Source organism: Thermogemmatispora carboxidivorans (assembly GCF_000702505.1).
GTDB lineage: Bacteria > Chloroflexota > Ktedonobacteria > Ktedonobacterales > Ktedonobacteraceae > Thermogemmatispora > Thermogemmatispora carboxidivorans.
Map to the genome: position 1 here is coordinate 2,914,655 of NZ_JNIM01000001.1, position 18,654 is coordinate 2,933,308.

Consider the following 18,654-nt stretch of genomic DNA (forward strand, 5'->3'; position numbering starts at 1 on the left):
CTCAATGAGAGGTGATCGTGACCATGCCTCCAGAGCTGACCACCTCGAGGCTGTAATAACAGGGAGCTGTCGGATCAAAGCCGGCGCTTTGCAGCCACAGGTTGTTACCGAAATGAGTCTGGCCGTCAACGGTACAGGCAGACCCCCAACCTTTGAGATGCACCTGGATGGCAATGCCAGCAGGCCGTCGCACCACCATCTCTGCCCCTCCTCCACCCAGCCGGACAGGAATCACTCCCGAGGGCACAGGAAGCTCCACGTGGATTCTGCTGCCGACTCCCCTGATCTCGCAGGAGGTCAGTTCCAGATCCCCCAAATCGGCAATGATGTCTGACCCCCCGCTCTGGACCGCGATCTGCCAGGGGATGGCGCGATTCAGCGTGATGACTGCCTGACGCTGCTCCCCCGTCAAAATCAGAAAGCGTCGCGGATAGCGGATCGTCACCACGCCGTCTTGAACCGTTACTGTGGGCACCGCTCCCTCAAAACGGGCCTGATAGAGGTCAGTCAGGCCTTCCTCCGTCCGTAAGACCAGCCGGATACCGGCAGAGCTAACAACCAGTCGGCCACATGAAAGATCATCCAGGGGGGCAGAGAAGACGTTTCTCTCGTCCGGCGCCACTGTCGCCACTGTCTGCAACTCGGCCAGTCTCTGACGAGCCAGGGTGTTGCTGCGCTGGAGAAACGCGAAGAGGAGAGCAAGCTCTTCCTCGCCATAACTCGAGACGACATCATCCCAGGTCTCTTCAAGTGAGGCCAGGATAGCGCGAACCTTATCCAGCGCCTCCTGACCTTGGGCAAGCCGGACAATGACTCTGCGCCCATCGCTCTTGTCCCGTTCCCGTTGCACCAGCCCGGAGGCCTCCAGACGGTTGAGAACCTTCGCAATGGCCCCACTGGTCATGCCCGTCAGCTCGGCTAGCTGACCCGCAGAAGCTTCACCGGTCAGATCGAGCAGGTCCAGGACCTGGATGTCTGTGTCAGCCGCTAAGCCTGTCTGTGTGGCGGCCACCCGGAAGAAAGAGGCGCCAAAACTGCTGCTCTTCCTCAATTCGCGCTTGAGGGCCGCGAGCATCTCCACACGCTTTCCCTGAGAGCCGCTTGACACGGTCGGTTCCTCCGTGGTATCTTCTATTTATCTGACTGAGTCACCTAAATTTTTGACAACTCAGTGACTCGTTCTTAAAAGTGTGAGAATGACCACTGATTAGGTCAGTAGTCAAGTATACCATAGGCAGATCTTCCCTGTCATGCTAAGGCGCAAGGGCCATAGTGGGTCAGCTTACGGCGGCGGCTCCCAGTGTCGTCCCTTGTTTGGGGAAGATCACGCTGCTACCCCAAAGAGGAGGATCGCATGACAGACATCGCCATTCGCGTGACAGATCTCCACAAAGCATATGGGCAGCTCGCAGTCTTGCAAGGCGTAGAGTTCGCTGTCGAGCCGGGGCGCATTTTCGCTCTGCTTGGCTCCAATGGGGCAGGCAAGACGACGCTCATCAAGATCCTCAGTACGCTTTTGAGACCTGACAGGGGCACAGCCATCGTCGGCGGCTTTGACGTCGTGTCCCAGCCAGCCCAGGTGCGGCAATCCATCAGTCTGACCGGGCAGTTTGCCGCTGTTGATGAGCTGTTGACCGGGCGAGAAAACCTGATGATGATCGCCCGACTGCGGCATCTCCAACAGCCGCGCCAGGTGGCCGACGAGTTGCTGGCGCGCTTCGGCCTCAGCGAAGCGGCCAACCGCCGGGTGGCGACCTATTCAGGAGGCATGCGTCGCCGACTGGACCTGGCCATGAGTCTGGCGGGCAGACCTCCAATCATGTTCCTTGACGAACCAACGACCGGGCTTGACCCAGAGGGTCGCCTGGAAGTATGGAAAGTGGTCAAGGAGCTGGCTGAAGGAGGAAGGACCGTCTTCTTAACGACGCAGTACCTGGATGAGGCAGAACAGCTGGCCGATCATATCGCCATTCTCCACCAGGGCAAAATCATCGCCAGCGGCACACTCAGGGAGCTGAAACAGCTCTTTCCCGCGGCTCGGGTCGAATATGTGGAGAAACAACCAACGCTGGAAGAGATCTTTCTCGCCATTATTGGCAAAAAGGAGAGCTGTTAGATGGAAATGATACAGAAGCAAGATGCTGCACAGCACCACTTTTTTAGCGATCTGAGTGTGATGCTTGGTCGGTCCTTGCGGCATATCTTCCGCAGTATGGACACGATCATCACGGCAACGATTACGCCGATCGGGCTCATGCTCCTGTTTGTGTATGTGTTCGGGGGCGCTATCCAAAGCGGGGCAGGCAACTATGTCAATTACGTATTGCCAGGAATCTTTTTAGTAGCGATTGCAAGCGGGACCTCCTATACCTCTTTGCGTTTATTCACCGATGTGCAGCGGGGGATCATGGAGCGCTTTCGCTCCATGCCGATTGCCTCCTCCACCCTGCTATGGGGCCATGTGCTGGCCTCGCTGGTCTTCAACGCGATTTCTCTGCTGGTGATCATGCTTGTTGCGCTCCTGATGGGCTTCCGTTCGTCGGCAGGCCTGCTGCCCTGGCTGGCCGTTGTTGCCATGCTGGCCCTGGTGACGCTGGCCTTCACCTGGCTGGCGGTGATCCCGGGATTGACGGCTCGCTCGATCGATGGTGCTGCCGCCTTTGCCTATCCGCTGATCTTCCTGCCGTTTATCAGTTCGGCGTTTGTGCCCACCCGCTCGATGCCGCCGGTCGTGCGCGCCTTCGCCGAGAATCAGCCAATGACGGCGATCGTCAATACGATCCGCGCCTTACTGGCTGGGGAGCCTGCCCCTCATGAGATCTGGATTGCGCTGGCCTGGTGCGTCGGTATGCTGTTGGTGGCCTCCTTCTTGGCGCTGAGGGTCTACAAAAAGCGTGTGTCATAGGCTGTCCTGCTGAGGGTGTTCTACTCTGCCTGTCCGTTCGTCTGTCTGTCATCTTCTTCTGGCCACCTCTCGCGAGCCTCTCTGTTGCTGCAGCCTGCACAGTGCCTGCTGAGTGGCTGTGCTGATCAGTTCGCCTGAGTGCACATGTGGGGGGTGGTCTCTGCACCAGAACCGATCGAGGTCGGGCATGTTAGCTGATGCGTTCCCAGATCTGCCAGGTACGGCAGGCTCCGGGGGCTTTCGATGGCGAGTTCCTCGCGCCGCGCGTGCAGCAGGCCAGTAGCGGCTAGCGCTACCCAGTGCAGTTGCTCGCCATGCAGGACGAGCTGCTGGCGGGTGGCGTCGACAAAGAGCAGGTCCAGGGCGATGGCGAAGCGGGTGTCCTGGTCACGAAGCGGCATGGCCGTTCTCTCCGCTGCCCGCTGCCGGGGGGACGGAGTGCAGGGATCGTGCTGGGATGGGACTGAGGCAGCTGGTGCCAGCAAACTGGCGGGGCAGACCTGCAGCCCAAAGGGAGCAAGCAGGACCTGCCAGGCCAGCCCGTGCGGCAGGTGCTCGAGCTGAATGAGGGCCTGCTCGATGGCTTGCCAGGCTTCGAGAATCGCTTCGCAGCTGATGGTTCCAGCTTCGGCGGGGCCGCCCTCGTCGGGGAGGTGCACCGCCAGCACCGTCTGACTCATGACGCCAGGAATCTCCTTTCTTCCAGCATGCTCTCGAGAGAGAGGCAAGCGGCACAGAGAGGAAGCGGAGAGTCACGCTGCGTGTTCGTCAATTCAGCCCCTCGCGTTGGGGCTGGAAGCGCACAGCCCGTCCCAGGCGTCGCAGGAGTGGGGGACCCTGGCGCAGCTGCGCCAGAGCCTGGGCTGAAAGCGAGGAGCGGGACCGCTGCAGGAAGCGGCGCAGGAAGCGTTCTACCAGCCCCAGCAGCCTCGAGACGGTGCCCTGCAGGAGGGGAGACCGCCGGCTCCTCTTCTGTTGGAGCAAACGGCTTCGGGGAAGGAACAGTGGGCTGGGCCAGCTCACAGGCGACGTCACAGGCTACTGAGCACGCAGCAACCCTCTCGCTGGGCATAAAACAGGGAGGCGTCCTTCTCTGCCCCTTGACAGCGCTTGTTGTCGCTTCTACAATGCGTACAAAACATGTAGAAGAGCTTTGCGAGCAGTTCAGGCTGGCTGGGTGGGAGCACGAAGTATAGAGCACCCTTTCATGACTGATCTCGCTATTTATTTTTTCTGCTTTATAAAAAATGAGGTGAGCGATGTGCGCGGATGATCCGACGAGGCTGCCACAAGAAACGCCCCAGTCTCCGACGAGCAGTGATCTCCCCGACGCGACAGCTGTCGCAGGTCCCTATCCGTATGATGAAACATGGGAGCTTCCACCACTCCCGCCGCCACCTCCTGCTTCAGGGCATACAAGAAAGCGTCTCATGACTCTGCTACTGCTGCTCTGGCTGGTGCTCGTCTCCGCCAGTGCTGGGGCGCTTGCGGCAACGCTGTACTGGCGAAGTCAGGGGAGGACCGACACAGCCTCTTCCACGGCTGTCAGATGGGCGCCATCGCCGGGCACCACTGCGGCTGCAGCGGCTCCGGCGACTCCTCTGCCTACCCCGACGTCGGACCTGAGCTACACCGCCGAGGATATCTTGCGAGATTTTATCGCCGCCGGTGCTCATCCTATCTCCATCCAACACAACATCACCATCTCAGCGTGGACTGGCGGTGCCTTCTCCGTCTCGGTCCCGGCGACCAGCTCAGTGACATTTGGCGACGCCTCCGACTGTAACGGTCCATGTGAGCCTCGCAATATGGGCCTGTGGGTCTACCAGGATAATACAACGGCGGATCAGGCCTACGATGAGGTGAGTGAGGAGAACAACCAGGCCTTGATGCATCCTCCCCAGGGACTCTCAGTTGTCCCGACGACCATCTTTATCCATGCTCGCTGCCTGCTGCTAGGGGCTGATACCTTTTCGATCTATGTCCAGGTAGTCAAGCAATACTGTACCTGAGCAGCCCGAGGACAGGGAATACGCCGGTGCGTGAAGGGATGTTCCTCACGCTTGTGGAGGCAGGCGTTGGCCACTGTTCTCTCCAGCCTCTCTTCATGACTGTACCAGTGCGGCGTGGGGGGGAAGCCAGGTGACTGGGAATCCTCTTCCCCGCTACTGACTGGAACAGACCCCGGCGATCCCCTGTGTGTGATGCCAGAGGAAGACAAGGTGCCCGGGGAGCTTTGCAGACCTCAACGCCGTAGCTTCGTTTGAACTGGTGCGAGCGCTCTCGACGCGGCATCAGTTGTCACCAGCGGCCCTCTGGGTTGCTGCCTGTTGCGCATCGCATCTTCCAGGCCCCCATCCACTTGAGGGGATGGAACACTTCTCCGACGAAGAGGTCTCCGAGCACGTGCGCGCTCTGGGTGGAACTCCTGAATATGTTCTGGCCAATGCTCGTCTCCTGCTGGTCATCCTTCCCAACCAGTAGGATAACACGCTCATCAGCCTGGCGAAGCGGTGGGATGCTGATCTGGACCGGCATGGGCGCCTGTAGTGAGACCTGCCAGCGCTGGCAGGTCTTTCCAATCCAGCACCAGCAATCTGAACAAGGCCAGCTTCATTCCCCCGTGGTCACGGCCTCGACAGCGGACGCAGTCAGTCGCACACCCCCAGACCTACACGCAATGCCGGGCGACGCCAGAAAAGATGGCCCCCGATTTCCTGCTTCCTCCTGGCCTGGAGACCAATCACGGCTGATGCAGCTGGAGAAGCTTTTATCCGATCAGTGCATCCCCCCGCTGCAGCGTTACTCTGGTCCTACAGGGGGGCCGACGATCTCAAAGTGATATTTGGCGGCAAGGGCCTGCATCTTCGCAAGATCAGGCGGGGTGGGTGCTGGAAGCGTCAACGATTGGGCCGGCTCGCCCATTTCGGCGTGAAACTGTTCGAAGCCGGCTGGAACGGTGAACTGCAAGAGCCTGGCTGGCTGACTCCCCTCGACCAGGAAGCCATGAGCGATATCTCTGGGCAGGAAAATGAAGGCACCAGCACCAGCATGCCAGCGCTGTTCGCCACAGACAAAGGTGAGTTCCCCTTCGAGGATATAGAAAGCCTCATCTTCGGCATGATGCACATGCAGCGGTGGAGCGAAGCCCGGCGGCAAGGTCTGTTCGATCAGGCTGAAGCTCTGAGCGGTCTCCTGCCCGGTCGCTTTGAACAGCATGAGCGTGCCGAGAAACCAGACAGCCTGGCCTTCCTCGCGGGTGAGGATGTAGGGTACATTGTTTGAGGTCATCGGATGGTTCTCCTTCCAGAAGCGAGCGGGTGATCTGGCTGCACCCTCTCGCCTCCACGGATCAGCCAGCAGGCCACAGCCTGAACGTGAGAGGGCCATCCAGCAAACTAGTAAGCTAAACTTACTAATTATAGAATAAGCTAAACTTACCAGAAATGCAAGAGGGAAGACAATGGAGAGCATTCAGCCCTTACCTCGGATGATTGGCGCTTTGCTCCGCATCCCATTTCAGCAGACAGTGGCGCGAGTCTATCAGCGCCTCACGGAAGCAGGATATACCGACCTCCGTCCCACTCACTTCGTCTTGTTACAGCAGCTGCGCCCGGAGGGCATGCGAGTGACCGAATTAGCGAGCCTGGCCCAGATGACCAAGCAATCGATGGGAGCAATTGTCGACTACGTTGAGGAACGAGGGTATATTGAGCGGATTCCTGATCCAAGAGACGGACGAGCACGGCTCGTTCGCTTGACGCCGCGCGGTCGTGAGGTGGAGCGGGTCGCCCGTGCTGCCATCGCGGAACTGGAAAGCGAGTGGGCCCAGTACCTGGGCCACGAGCGGTTTGCAGCGTTACGCAGCGCCTTGCAAGACCTCGTCACGTTCATCGAGTCCCAAGGTGAGGGCGCCACACTCCCCTGACTGACACCTCGCACACCTTGGCCGTGGCCAGAGCAGAGCTGGTTCGGGAAGTTGGAGGTCACTATCCAGGCCCGGCGCCAGCTCTTGCCGCCGAGCGAGTTGATGACCCTTCTCCCTTGGCAATTACTATCTCTGTTTCGTATACCCTATTTCGGATAGTTGATCGACCAAGTCTTCATCGCCGGGCCGTGCTTCGGCGTGGACATTGATGGTCTGTGTCACGGGATCCAACCGTCCCCAGATAGTGGCTTCCTCAGCGATGAAGAGGAGCTGGATGCGCCCACTGCAGGCCGCCCGAGCAATCTCGTCCAGGTCAGCAGACGCTTGCCCGGTGCCCTCACGCTCGCGAAAGCGGGCCAGGGTCTTCTGTTGCGCCTGCCGCAAGGAAGAGACGACCAGCGGCCAGGCTCGCTGACGGAGCAGAGCGGCGCTCACCTCATCAAAATTCCCCTCCAGGCTCTCTTTGAGAAGAAACGGATAGGTGTTGACACGGCGGTAGAGCGCCTGGAGTGAGGAAACGGCGGCCAGCACCAGTGGAGCTTGCTGGCTGCGCAGGAGGGCATGCACTGCATGGTCGATCTGCCGGATATACCGTAACTCATCCGCCTGCTCCTCCGGTTCGCCCGCTCCCTGGCCGTGATACATCACGGTTCCACGCCTTCCGTGGTGAGTCACAGGGCTACCACTATGGTATTGGAGCGCATGGACTCGTGACCAACGCTCCCGCCAGGAGCCTGGGGGACTGGCGAGGCTCTCGGGCAAAGGTACCTCTTGCTGGCCGAATGGGTGACAGACCAGCAGCCGCATGTGCTTGCGGCTCAGCACGAGGAGATAGAAATGTTCATTGTGGCTCAATAGTGGTAACAGCGGCTTGATGAAAAAGTGCGCTCCAACCACTACCTGGGGGCGAGGGGCATACGAGAGGTGATAGATCCGATAAAGGGTAGCTGAACGGAAGACCGCCAGCCCGGGTGAAACGGTGTTCCACAGCGAGGGCTCAGTGGGCAGGGCCTCGATGGGCGCGAGGAGACTCCGCTGCTCGGCCACACTGAGCTGCGTTTGCGCCAGGCGCTCACGCGCCTCGTGGAGCAAGCGCTTCAGCAGCCGTGGCCCAAGGTAATAGCCCTGACCTTTGCTGGGCGTGGGCAGATAGAGCGAGAGGCACGGAGCATCCTCGCTCGACAGCACCGTCTTGATTTCCTGATAGTATCGGCTCTGCTGCATAGGGCATCTCCCTGACAACCGACTATGCTTTAGCTTTCTCTTCTTGAGAAAAGCCTAGAACGGACCGCTCACGAGCCTCTCTCAGGAGGCCCTGTCGTCTTCACAGCCTGGTTACAGGATGCAGGCGCGACAGCGCGCTCGTTGCACCGGGGTGGCAGCTCCCTCCTTCCTATTCTGCTTCTGCTGCGTTCAGGAGGGCTGTTTGTGAGGCAGGCACACGCCCCTGTAACGCTTTTGTGAGATCGATCAGGTATGCTCGGAAACAAGGAGGAGACAGGCAGATGGTAGAGCACCAGTCAGACGATGCAATGACCAGCGGTCTCCAGCCAGTGCGTCTGGTATGCTCCGAGGCGGAGCCCGGGTGGCGCTGTGGGGATGAGCGAGCAGCAGAGCAGCAGACCACTGAACGCCGCTGGCAGCACAGAGCAGAAAGGAGGAATAGACCCATGTTTCGCCGCACCCTTGTCCCCCTGGATGGCACCCCCGCCGCTGAGCGAGCCTTGCTGATCGCCGCGCACCTGGCGCGTGCGGCCCAGGGGTCAGTGAGGGTGTTGCGCGTGATCGAGTGGCCTCCCCCGGGGGTGCTCGCCGACAGCAGCACACTCTTCGACCCTTCCAGCAGCCTGGCAGAGCACGAGATTGCCAGGGCCACGCGCTACCTCAACGAGACCGTCCAGAACTACGCGCAGGCCCTTGAGCGCCTGCCAGTCGAGCAGGAGGTGGCCTTTGGCCCTCCGGCCTCGACGGTGTTTTCGGCAGCGCGCCTGGAGCAAACGGATCTCATCATCCTATGTACCCACGCCGCCAGTCAGCTCAAACGGTGGCTTGTTGGCAGTATGGCACAGCAGGCCGTCAGACGCAGCCCGGCCCCCTTGCTGATCTTCCATGAGCAGGGGCCACTGCTGCCGTTCCCACGGCCAGGGCGCCCGCTGCGCTTGCTGCTGCCACTGGACGGCTCGCAGACCGCAGAGGCCGCCCTCAAACCGGCCTTGCAGCTCCTGGCCCTGCTTGCTCCACCCGAGCTGAGCCTGGTACAGCTGTTGAGTGTCGTCGATGTTCCTGGCTACGGGACGCTGGGGGGACTGCGTATCCCGGACCCGGGCCTGCGCGAGCAGCTCCAGGAGGAAGCCAGGAGCTACCTGGAGGGAGTGATACAGCGCGTGCGCCAGGAGCAACTGGCCGACCCCGCTGTGACGATCACGTCTGCGGTGATCGCCAGGAGCAATGTCCCAGGGGCCATTCTCAAGCATGCCGCGACTGAGGATGCGCAGGACCCGGCCCAGCACTTCGATCTGATCGCGCTGGCCACCCACGGACGCAGTGGCCTGGCCCGTCTCCTGCTCGGTAGCGTCACTGAGCAATTGCTTGCGAGCAGTAAGCTCCCCCTGTTTATTGTTCGTCCTGGGATGCTGCATGAGGGCGAAGGCTCAGCAGAGGAGTCAGCGGGCCAGACAGAGGAGCACAAGCCGCCAGCAGCTGACGAGTCAGGGGCCGCCAGCTGGACGGGCCTCCTCTGATCTGACCTCGACCGGCTGGGGCTGGAGCGTCCAGCTTTGACGCTGAGAGGCGTGCCCGGAAAGATGGCACGCCTCTCTCGTTGATGATCGTCGGTCCGCCGCGCCGGCTTCAGCCTAAATGAGACCCTGGGGGATCAGGTACCAGTAGGCATGGTTCAGCAACTGCTTCTCCAGGTGGTAGAAGAGGCTTGGGCGCGGAGGCTCGGGCGGGTGCTCGTAGTTAAACACCAGCTGCGTGGCCCGGCGGTTCCCTGTCTCCAGGAAACACATCACCTCTCCATCGTAGAGAGCCTCATCCCCCTCAAGTGCCTCTCCACGGATCGCTGCCACCAGACGCCTGGCCAGGACGCGGGCTTCAAAGTGGGCGGCGGAACCGCTTTTAGGCACCGGCAGATCGGTGGCATCCCCGAGAGCGTACACATGCTCCTGTCCTTTGACCTGCAGGGTGTAGCGATCGGTCGGAATCCATCCCTGGCTATCTCCCAAACCGGATGCCTCGATGACCTGCGCCCCTCGATGCGGTGGGACCAGGATCAGCAGGTCGAAGGGGACCTCTTCGCCTTCCAGCGAGCGAATCACCCGGCGCTGCTGGTCGATAGCTTCCGGCATAAAGAAGACCCGTGTGGCGATCTCACGCTCTTCCAGCAGAGGAGCCACCATTTCCGCCACCCGCTCGATGGTAAAGACGCGCGGGAGCGGATAGAGGTACTCGATGACGGTGTGCTCCCGGAGGCAATGCTGGCGAAGCCAGTCGTCGAGCAGAAAGGTGAATTCCAGGGGGGCAGGAGGGCAGCGGTAGGGGATACCGGCTACTGCAATCACGATGCGCCCGCCGGGAAAGGTGCTCAGGGCCTGACGAAGCCGCAGCGCTCCCTCGGTATCGTAGAAATGATGCCATACCCCCGGCCCCTCTTCCAATCCTGGCAGATCGGCGAAGGCGAGCCGCGCCCCTGTGGCCAGCACCAGATCGTCGTAGACAAGGACGCTCTTCCTCTTTCCACCGGCTGGTTCGAGGCCACTGCGCTGGGAGACGTGCACCTGATGATTGGCCACATCGATCTGTTCCACCTGCCCGATCAGCAGGTGAACGCGCTGGTGCAACAATGTCCGCTCATCACGGACCAGCAATTGGCTCTGCGGATCGCTGTCGTTGAAGGGCATATAGAGCCAGAAAGGCATGTAGACATGCCTTCCCGTGCTATCAATGAGGGTGATCTCGGCTTCATGCGGGCGTAACTGCCGCGCCAGCATATTGGCCGTGACCGTCCCTCCGACTCCTCCACCGATGATGATAATCTGTCGAGGCATAGGTAGGCCCTCCTCTCGGCCTGCCTGGCATTAGCGTTTTCTGCGGACAACGAAACGGGTATATCCCTGCTCCGGGAAAGCCCCAGCAATTCGTGCCCGGCCTTCTGTACCCAGGCCAAGAGGCAAGGAGAACCCGTTAGAGCCTGTGGGCTGGGACGAGGTGCTTGATACCATCGTCCAGCGTTTCCAGGAGGTACAGCGCACCTATGGTAAGGATGCGGTGGCAGTCTTCAGCGGTTCGACGATGACGAACGAGAAATGCTATCTGATGGGGAAATTCGCCCGGGTCGCTCTCGGGACCCGTCATATCGACTACAACGGGCGTCTGTGTATGTCCTCCGCCACCGGGGCCAACGAGCGCGCGCTGGGGATCGATCGGGCCACCAATCCCATCAGCGACATGCTGCACGCCGACTGCATCTTCGTCATCGGTGCCAACGTTGGTGAGTGCTTCCCGATCGTCACGAGCTATCTCTGGCAGGCGCGCGATCGCGGCTGTAAGCTCATCGTGGCCGACCCTCGCCAGACGCCGATTGCCCGTACGGCTGATCTTTTCCTGCCACTGCGCCCCGGGACCGACTCGGCCCTGCTCAACGGCATGTTGCACGTCCTCATCAAGGAAGGTCATCATCGATGAGGACTTCATTCGCGAGCGCACCGTAGGCTGGGAGGAGGCCCGTGCGCTGGCGGAGCAGTATCCCCCGGAACGGGTCGCGCGCGTCTGCGGGCTGCGTCCGGAGGCGATCGTCGAAGCGGCACGTCTCTACGGGCAGGCACGCGCGGCCCTGATCTACACGGCACGCGGATTGGAGCACCAGAGCAAGGGCGTTGATAATGGGCTGGCGGCGATCAATTTAGCCCTGGCCACCGGCAATTTTGGCCGACCAGGCGCAGGCTACAGCACCCTGACCGGGCAGGGCAATGGTCAAGGAGGGCGGGAAGTCGGTCAAAAGGCCACGCAGCTGCCAGGTTGCCGGGAGATCGAAGATCCTGAAGACCGGGCCTACATCTGCTCGGTCTGGGGCATTCGTGAGGAGGAGCTGCCCCACGCTGGCTATCCAGCCACCTTGATGATCCCGGCGATGCTGCGGAAAGAAATTCGCGCCTGCTTGCTGATCTGCTCGAATCCTCTGGTGTCCCTACCCGATCTACATACCGCCGAGCGAGCCTTTCGCGGCCTGGACTTCTTTGTCGTCATCGATCCCTTCCTCTCGGAGACTGCTGAGCTGGCCGATGTGGTGCTACCGGGCAGCCTGTGGGCCGAAGAAGAGGGCACCACAACCTCGCTGGAAGGGCGGGTCATGAAGTACAATCAGGCCGTTGACCCGCCTGCAGGACGCCAGGACTGGCAAACGATTTGCGAGCTGGCGCGGCGCCTGGGCAAGGGGCAATACTTCGCCTATGGCTCGTCTCGTGATATCTTTGATGAGCTGCGCCTCTGCACACGCGGCGCCAGGTCTGACTATTGGGGGATCACCTATGAGAAGATCGAAGCGCAGGGAGGGGTCTTCTGGCCCTGCCCCAGTGAGGAGCATCCGGGGACGCCGCGCCTGTACGAGGAGCGCTTTGGCTTTCCCGATGGGCGCGCCCGCTTTCACGCTGTGCCCTACATTCCGCCGGCGGAGGAGCCAGACGAGACCTATCCCTTTGTCCTGACCACAGGGCGGGTGATCTACCATTACCTCTCGGGTAACCAGACGCGGCGCATTCCCTTCCTGCGCGAAATGGCCCCCTATCCCTGGGTCGAGCTGCACGAGCAGGTATTTTGGGCGCCAGCGCGTGCGGACCCGCAACTACGTGGTGCTCACCGAGGATGACGAGGCTCTCGACCTGCTCGCCCTGCTGGACGAGGCCTCTCTGGGCCTTCGACAGGAGGCCACCGCGGCAACAGCGAGCCGCAACGCTGCTGGCTGGGTAGACGCTCGGACGGCAGGCATCCCTGAGCGGGCTGCACCTGCTCAGCCGTGGACGCCACGCGAGCCGGCTCCTGCTCCGATACCAGCCAGTCCGGCAGGCCCTGTCTGAAAGGGTGCAGCCAGATTAACCGGCCTGCCTGACAACCGTGCCAGTAACGCAGACGGAAGGAGATTCTGCCTATGGAACCAGCAACGCATCGCTTTCGGGTCCGGCGCCAGGATCAGCCCGGGTCGGCGCCTCACCCCCCTGGACCTGCCGCCGAATGGCGCCGGGAGTTCCCGTATGTCTGGAGCGAAGACGAAGTCGTGACACGACGAGATACGCTCTTCTTCTTGCTCGCCGGCTCGGGGGCGCTCTGTCTGGCAACGGGCACGCTGGCGCTCATCGGCAAGCTTTCAGAAGGCAGTCCTGCGAAGATGGTGCCCGTCGCGCGCGTGGGCGAGCTGGCAGAGAATCGCTGGAAGGTCTTCGCCTACCCGGACGAGTACGCTCAGGGCATCCTTATCCATTTGCCAGGCAAGGGGCTGGTAGCCTACAGCGATGTCTGTACCCATCTCTCTTGCGCGGTGACCTACCAGCCGGAGAGCCAGCGGCTCTCCTGTCCCTGTCACGAGGGTCTCTTTGATGCCGCCACGGGCAACGTGCTGGCTGGACCGCCCACTCGCCCGCTGCCGGTGATCGAGTTAGAGGAGCATCAGGGGATGATCTACGCCGTGAGGATGGTGCTGCGATGAGTCAGACAGTCAACAGCGGGACAGGTCCAGCCCGGCCCCTGCGTCGTTCGCTGGGGCCAGCGCGGGCCAATCCCGATGACCCGCCAGTTCAGCCGCCCCCGCGCGGTCGGTATGGTCCGCTCCCCGGTCCGCGCTATCTGGGCATTCCCGGGCGTGCAGCCATCGTTCAAGGGCAGGTCTTACTCGTCGCGCTCATTGTCATTGTGCAGCTGTGGCTGGTGACCGACGCGCTCTACGAGCTGCTCTCAGGGAGGACCAGCCTGCTGCCCTGGTTGGCGCTCGTCAGCTTGCTGGGCTTTGGGCTGGCCCTGCTGATCACGCTCTGGCCCCGCCGCCAGCTTGCGGAAGAATAGGGGCAAGCCTGGTGGCCGCTCTGTCTGCCTGGCAGAGTGAGGAAGGGAGCGCTCGGGCTTGGCTGAGCGAAGAAGAGCCGGCCAGCCCGGTGCCGTGTGCGGCGCGGCGAGCGAGCAAGGAGCGTGCCCAGGCTGAGCATCATTCAGGAAAGCAAGTGCACATGTGCAGAGGAGGGTGCTGTGAAGAAACGGCCTCTGAGTGACTACCAGGTACGTTGGTGGAACTGGGTCAGGCAGCTCTATCCTGGCTATTTTGCCAGTGTCATGGCGACGGGCATTGTCTCCATTGCGCTCCTCTTGAATCGGGCTGTGCTCGTGTCGGTGATCCTGGGCTGGCTCGGTGGTGGCCTCTTTCTCTTGCTGCTCGCCCTCTATCTCCTGCGCCTTGTGCGTTATCCTCGGGAAGTGCTCCAGGATGCCACCGATCCGGGCAAGCTTTTTGGCTATTTTACGGCGGTAGCGGCTCCGGGAGTACTGGCTACCCGGGCCGCCCTGAGCCACTGGATCGGGCTGCCCGTACTGCTGATCGCCTTTGCTGCAGGAATCTGGTGCTTCCTGATCTACTGGGCTTTCGCCGTGCTCCTCTTCCGCAATGAGCGGCCTCTGCAACGGGCTGTCAATGGGAGCTGGCTCATCAGCATTGTGGGGACCGAATCGCTGGCGATTAACTGGACGGTGCTGGCCACCTTCTGGCCGGAACAGGCCTCGGTACTGCAACTGGTGGCTTATGCCTTCTGGACGCTGGGGGTCTTGCTCTATCTGATTTTCATCACCTTCATTGTCTATCGGTTCTTCTTTGGAAAGATCCTGCCCGCCGATCTAACACCTCCCTACTGGATCAACATGGGGACAATGGCGATCACCACCGTAGCCGGCATCCGCTTGTTGCAGGCGCCCCATCCGGCGCCGCTGCTCGTCAGCGTCCATTCCTACATCACCGGGTTCACCCTCATGATGTGGGCCTGGGGAACCTGGTGGTTGCCCCTGCTGGTCCTCATCGGGATATGGAAGTATGGGATCATGCGCCAGCCGCTGCGCTACGAGCCGGCACTTTGGAGCATCGTCTTTCCGCTGGGGATGTATGCGACAGCCCTGCACCTGCTCGGGCAGCTTCCGGGTATAGCCTTCTTTGAGGCAGTGGCAGCCCCTTTCACCTGGGTTGCGTTCAGCGCCTGGCTACTGGTGATGGGAGGCTGGTTCTTCTCGGTTGGTCGGACACTGAGCCGACTACGGGCGCGTGCCCAGGCGAGCGAGACGCCGCCGCTGGCTGTTTCCGAGCACTAGGGGCAAGCTGGCAACGAAAGGTCACCTGCCGTCCCCGAGAAAGGCCAACGCAACGGCAGCCAACGCTGAGCATACGCCTGGCCGTCAGCGAGGGAGGTACGCAGGCGCACATTGAGCGCGGCGATGTCAGGCGCCCCGCCTTGTGGTGCCTGGGGCCACTCAGTGACGTGTACCCCCAATACTGAGACGGTGCCCAGGGATGGCGAGCACTCAGATGGAGATACAGGTGTGGAATGTGATCCTCCAGGAGAAAGGCGTAGACGTGCTTGGCCTGGAGGGAGGACCTCCTTGCGCATCTGGCTGAGCCGCCCCATGAGCAGGCCAACCGCTTGGGCCTCGTCAGTGGTCAGATCCGCCAGCCCTGGTGCATGGCGCAGCAGCTCGATCATCAGCTATCCCAGAGAGACAGACCCATCAGGACCCGGGAACAGGTGCGTGGCCTGCACCAGCTCATCCGGTAGATGAGTCCCCCAGGAATGGCGATCGCGCCCTGGACCTTCTGGCAGATGAAACACGTCGACAGTGCCTCCATCAGATGCTCCTCTTTTCAAACCTGCCCGCTGTGAACAGCGTCTTCCCGCCAGAGGGAGATCCCTGGCAGCGCTGTTTATAGCGCTCCTTGTGGGCAGGCAGGTTCATATGCCTCTTTCCTGAACGATGGGCAAGCCCTTTTCTTAGGAGGTGAAGCAAGCGCTGGAATGCGGCGGGGAAGGCCGGTGGCCGGGCCGGTCACAGCGACCAGGGCTGCTCTTGCCGGCAGACAGACCTTGACCCTGACACAACGTCATGGAGTAGCATACCTTCAAGAAGGAGGTGACAGCAGTGGACTATACGATCGGGCAGCTCGCCCAGCTGGCCCGCGTCAGCGTGCGCACCCTGCGCCACTACGATCGCATCGGTTTGTTGCATCCCAGCGCTCACTCAGAAGCTGGCTACCGCCTCTACTCCAGCCAGGACCTGGAGCGCCTGCAACGTATTCTGTGCTATCGCCAGCTTGGCTTCTCGCTGCGCCAGATCAAAGCGCTGCTCTCAGCGCCAGCGACCGACTCCCTCGCTGATCTGCGGCAACAACGTGCCTTGCTCTGCCAGCGGATCGCCTCGCTCCAACGGATGCTGGAGGCCGTCGACAAGCTGCTCAAAGCCCGCTCACTGGGGATTATGCTGGAGCCGGACGAGATGCAGGCTGCCTTCGGTGAGGATGATCCTGTTGCCTTCTCCGAAGAAGTGCAACAGCGCTGGGAAGAGACAGCCGCCTGGGCCGAGGCCAAACGGCGCGCTGCATCCTTTAGCCGGGCGGATTGGCAAGCGATGCAGGCCGAATTCAGCGCGCTCATGCGTGATCTTGCCGCCGCCTCCACTCAAGGGGTGCCTGCTGCGAGCGCAGAGGCGAGGCGGCTGGCCGAAGCCCATCGCCTGTATATCGAGCGCTGGTTTTACCCGTGTAGTGTCCATCTACATTGTCGACTGGCCGATCTCTATGTGAGCGATGCACGCTTTACTGAGAGCTTTCAGCGCTTTGCCCCCCAGCTCGCACAGTATCTGCGCACCGCCATCTATGCGAATGCGAGGGTAGGAGCGTCCGCGAGAGAGGAGATGACCGATGACGTCTTCGGCTTTTGATGCTGAGCAGCCTCACGATGAGGCCGCTGTGGAGGTGCCCACGCCTGAGATTGACCTGAGCATCTATGTGATGCCCTTCTTCGCCACGCTCACAGTCAGCCAGCTGGAACGCTCGCGGCGCTGGTACGTTGACGGACTGGGCTTCGTGGTGCTGGCAACCATCCCGGGGCCAACAGGCGAGCCGGCGCTCATCCATTTGCGACGCTGGCGCTATCAAGATCTGTTGCTGGTTCCGGCCCGTCAGGAGCAACAGCGAGCGCCATCCTCGCTGGCGCTGCCAGCGGCAGGCCCGCGCATCCGGCTGACGTTCGCCGCCTACGGTACTGATCTGGCTCAGCTGGCGGCGACGGCCCGGGCAGTAGGCGAGGGGACGATTGAGGGGCCCTACGCGACGCCCTGGAATACGTTCGATGTGCTCGCCCGCGACCCCGACGGACACGAGATCGTTTTCACGTCCAGGCTCCCTGCCGAGCAGCACGATCCAGCTTTTGCGGCGCAGATGGAGCAGGTCCGCCAGCAGATGCAGGAAACTGGGCAGCCTTCTCATCGAGCGGCGGCCCCCTCCAGGCATGGATCTTCTCTTCCAGAGAGGCACGGCGAGGAGGTCCCTGGTTCCTCTTGATGGACTTGGATGGGCTTCCCTCAGTCGCACCGCACAGGACGACTGCGAGTGACAGCAGCGGTGAGCGTGCTCTCCTGGGTGATCCCTGGTGAGCCTCACACCGCTGCAAAGGCGAGATGCTCGCGCAGCAGACTCCTGCTCCAAGGTACGAGTGGGATCACTTTTTTGTCCATAGGCGGCGACAAACTGATAGGTTGTCTGCAGCTGATTGCCTTCCTGGAGCATGGTCTGGAGAAGCGTTTGATACTGCTGTGGACTCAACTGAAAGCGTTTCGTCGCCACCCCGCTCAGGGCCAGGGCGAACTCGCGGAAGTCCTGCGTGAGCAAGGAGCCGACGCGCCCGCCCCAGTTTCCGAAACACCGTCTTCAGCATGAACTGACCATGCCAGCCAGCGTGCTCACCTCCACGGGGGTCAATGCCCCGGCACTGCCCTGGGTTGCCTCTCTGTCCGCCCTGGCTTTGCTCTTGAAACCCTCAATTCTCACGCTGCCACGCTCTGCGAACGGCTCATCTTTGCGGTTGAAGGAGTCCACTCCACCCATTCCTCTCCTCACGCGCCCTCTCAACCCTGGCTGATCCCGCCGGCTGCGCTTCGGCGTGGACGCCGATAGCCTGCCTGCCACTTTCTTTCAACCCCGACGAGCGACCTGGCTGATTCTGACCCTGCACTATGTAAAAGGATGGTATCTCGTAATAGCGTTTCAATCCCAGATGGGCAACTTCTCTAATGCTGACGGTACCCCCGTAGGGGAGCATCTGGAGCCGTGCCGCGCCGGTCAAGCTGACTCGATGATCCCCCAAAATCGTCTATCTTCGATCTATGTCCAGGCAGTCAGGCAGGATTGCAGACGAGAAGCCGGCGGAAGGGTAAAGTGTGATCCCGCCCAGGGTTATCCAGGAAGGTAACGGCCCCTCGTGGTGAGCTGTATTTGCATATGAGTGCCTGGTCCAGGGCGGGTCTTCCTTTACTTCTCCTTTCATTAGGGCGCAGAAGAAGTACACAATCGGCGTGTTCTGGCGTATACTCTTGAGAGATATTCTGCTCTCCTCTTGACTACAGGAGTGAGCTGGCTCGCGACAGAGACGATGCTGCTGGCTGGTTTGCACTGATACGCCGAGAGGAAGGCCATCGCTCACAATGTCCACATAAGCCTGATCAGCACAATCGCCCCGCCTGACCTGATCAGAAAAGCCGGCCCCCTATGGATGGGCATCATATGGGGAGCCGGAGCACGCCTGCC

Annotated in this window: 18 protein-coding genes; 12 read left to right on the forward strand and 6 right to left on the reverse strand. The window is 61.3% G+C overall.

Annotation, left to right across the window (positions count from 1 at the left end; genetic code table 11):
• Window position 1: 1 nt before the first annotated feature.
• Window positions 2–1,108: a MarR family winged helix-turn-helix transcriptional regulator gene (locus N688_RS11385; protein ID WP_081838755.1), complete on the reverse strand. Its 1,107-nt coding sequence runs from the start codon at window positions 1,106–1,108 to the stop codon at window positions 2–4.
• 246 nt (window positions 1,109–1,354) lie between these two features.
• On the opposite strand from N688_RS11385, the gene N688_RS11390 reads away from it, so the two are divergent.
• Together N688_RS11390 and N688_RS11395 are read left to right on the forward strand one after the other, a co-directional pair.
• Entirely contained in the window at window positions 1,355–2,116 is a 762-nt protein-coding gene (locus N688_RS11390) for an ABC transporter ATP-binding protein (RefSeq protein WP_052889391.1), read from the forward strand.
• On the forward strand, window positions 2,117–2,905 hold the full coding sequence (locus tag N688_RS11395) for an ABC transporter permease (RefSeq protein WP_052889392.1): 789 nt from the start codon (window positions 2,117–2,119) through the stop codon (window positions 2,903–2,905).
• A gap of 125 nt (window positions 2,906–3,030) precedes the next feature.
• On the opposite strand, the gene N688_RS11400 is transcribed toward N688_RS11395, so the two are convergent.
• Window positions 3,031–3,585, reverse strand: a complete 555-nt coding sequence (locus tag N688_RS11400; protein WP_052889393.1) for a hypothetical protein — start codon at window positions 3,583–3,585, stop codon at window positions 3,031–3,033.
• A gap of 750 nt (window positions 3,586–4,335) precedes the next feature.
• Between N688_RS11400 and N688_RS11410 the strand changes: the two genes are divergently transcribed.
• The gene (locus N688_RS11410) at window positions 4,336–4,917 is read left to right on the forward strand and encodes a hypothetical protein (protein ID WP_052889395.1); all 582 of its coding nucleotides are present in this window, start codon (window positions 4,336–4,338) and stop codon (window positions 4,915–4,917) included.
• A gap of 790 nt (window positions 4,918–5,707) precedes the next feature.
• Here N688_RS11410 and N688_RS11420 read toward each other — a convergent pair.
• Window positions 5,708–6,196, reverse strand: a complete 489-nt coding sequence (locus tag N688_RS11420; protein WP_052889397.1) for a quercetin 2,3-dioxygenase — start codon at window positions 6,194–6,196, stop codon at window positions 5,708–5,710.
• 172 nt (window positions 6,197–6,368) lie between these two features.
• Between N688_RS11420 and N688_RS11425 the strand changes: the two genes are divergently transcribed.
• A complete protein-coding gene (locus N688_RS11425; protein WP_052889398.1) occupies window positions 6,369–6,833 on the forward strand; it encodes a MarR family winged helix-turn-helix transcriptional regulator in 465 nt (154 codons plus the stop codon).
• Window positions 6,834–6,959: 126 nt separating this feature from the next.
• On the opposite strand, the gene N688_RS11430 is transcribed toward N688_RS11425, so the two are convergent.
• Window positions 6,960–8,057: a baeRF3 domain-containing protein gene (locus N688_RS11430; protein ID WP_052889399.1), complete on the reverse strand. Its 1,098-nt coding sequence runs from the start codon at window positions 8,055–8,057 to the stop codon at window positions 6,960–6,962.
• A 446-nt stretch (window positions 8,058–8,503) separates the two neighbouring features.
• Between N688_RS11430 and N688_RS11435 the strand changes: the two genes are divergently transcribed.
• Complete coding sequence (locus tag N688_RS11435) at window positions 8,504–9,574, forward strand: universal stress protein (RefSeq protein WP_052889400.1); 1,071 nt, start codon at window positions 8,504–8,506, stop codon at window positions 9,572–9,574.
• A gap of 114 nt (window positions 9,575–9,688) precedes the next feature.
• On the opposite strand, the gene N688_RS11440 is transcribed toward N688_RS11435, so the two are convergent.
• Window positions 9,689–10,882, reverse strand: coding sequence for an NAD(P)/FAD-dependent oxidoreductase (locus N688_RS11440; protein ID WP_052889401.1), 1,194 nt, complete (start codon window positions 10,880–10,882; stop codon window positions 9,689–9,691).
• Window positions 10,883–10,970: 88 nt separating this feature from the next.
• On the opposite strand from N688_RS11440, the gene N688_RS23370 reads away from it, so the two are divergent.
• The 5 genes from N688_RS23370 (at window position 10,971) to N688_RS11470 (ending at window position 15,170) form a co-directional block, all read left to right on the forward strand.
• Window positions 10,971–11,519 carry a molybdopterin oxidoreductase family protein gene (locus N688_RS23370; protein ID WP_337588100.1) on the forward strand — a complete coding sequence of 183 codons (549 nt, stop codon included), beginning with the start codon at window positions 10,971–10,973 and terminating at the stop codon, window positions 11,517–11,519.
• Window positions 11,416–12,699: a molybdopterin oxidoreductase family protein gene (locus tag N688_RS22330; protein WP_202901902.1), complete on the forward strand. Its 1,284-nt coding sequence runs from the start codon at window positions 11,416–11,418 to the stop codon at window positions 12,697–12,699. The genes N688_RS23370 and N688_RS22330 overlap by 104 nt, the downstream gene beginning before the upstream one ends.
• Before the next feature lie 279 nt (window positions 12,700–12,978).
• Complete coding sequence (locus N688_RS23375; RefSeq protein WP_052889405.1) at window positions 12,979–13,533, forward strand: QcrA and Rieske domain-containing protein; 555 nt, start codon at window positions 12,979–12,981, stop codon at window positions 13,531–13,533.
• On the forward strand, window positions 13,530–13,886 hold the full coding sequence (locus tag N688_RS11465; protein WP_052889406.1) for a hypothetical protein: 357 nt from the start codon (window positions 13,530–13,532) through the stop codon (window positions 13,884–13,886). The genes N688_RS23375 and N688_RS11465 overlap by 4 nt, the downstream gene beginning before the upstream one ends.
• Window positions 13,887–14,066: 180 nt before the next feature.
• The gene (locus N688_RS11470) at window positions 14,067–15,170 is read left to right on the forward strand and encodes a tellurite resistance/C4-dicarboxylate transporter family protein (RefSeq protein WP_052889407.1); all 1,104 of its coding nucleotides are present in this window, start codon (window positions 14,067–14,069) and stop codon (window positions 15,168–15,170) included.
• On the opposite strand, the gene N688_RS23160 is transcribed toward N688_RS11470, so the two are convergent.
• Window positions 15,167–15,559 (reverse strand): hypothetical protein, encoded by a 393-nt coding sequence (locus N688_RS23160; protein ID WP_162179539.1) that lies wholly within the window; start codon window positions 15,557–15,559, stop codon window positions 15,167–15,169. The two genes, N688_RS11470 and N688_RS23160, sit on opposite strands and share 4 nt — an antisense overlap.
• Before the next feature lie 433 nt (window positions 15,560–15,992).
• On the opposite strand from N688_RS23160, the gene N688_RS11480 reads away from it, so the two are divergent.
• Window positions 15,993–16,790: a MerR family transcriptional regulator gene (locus N688_RS11480; RefSeq protein ID WP_081838757.1), complete on the forward strand. Its 798-nt coding sequence runs from the start codon at window positions 15,993–15,995 to the stop codon at window positions 16,788–16,790.
• A complete protein-coding gene (locus N688_RS23380; protein ID WP_052889410.1) occupies window positions 16,771–17,412 on the forward strand; it encodes a VOC family protein in 642 nt (213 codons plus the stop codon). Before N688_RS11480 ends, N688_RS23380 begins: the two co-directional genes overlap by 20 nt.
• The last annotated feature ends 1,242 nt before the right edge of the window (window positions 17,413–18,654 follow it).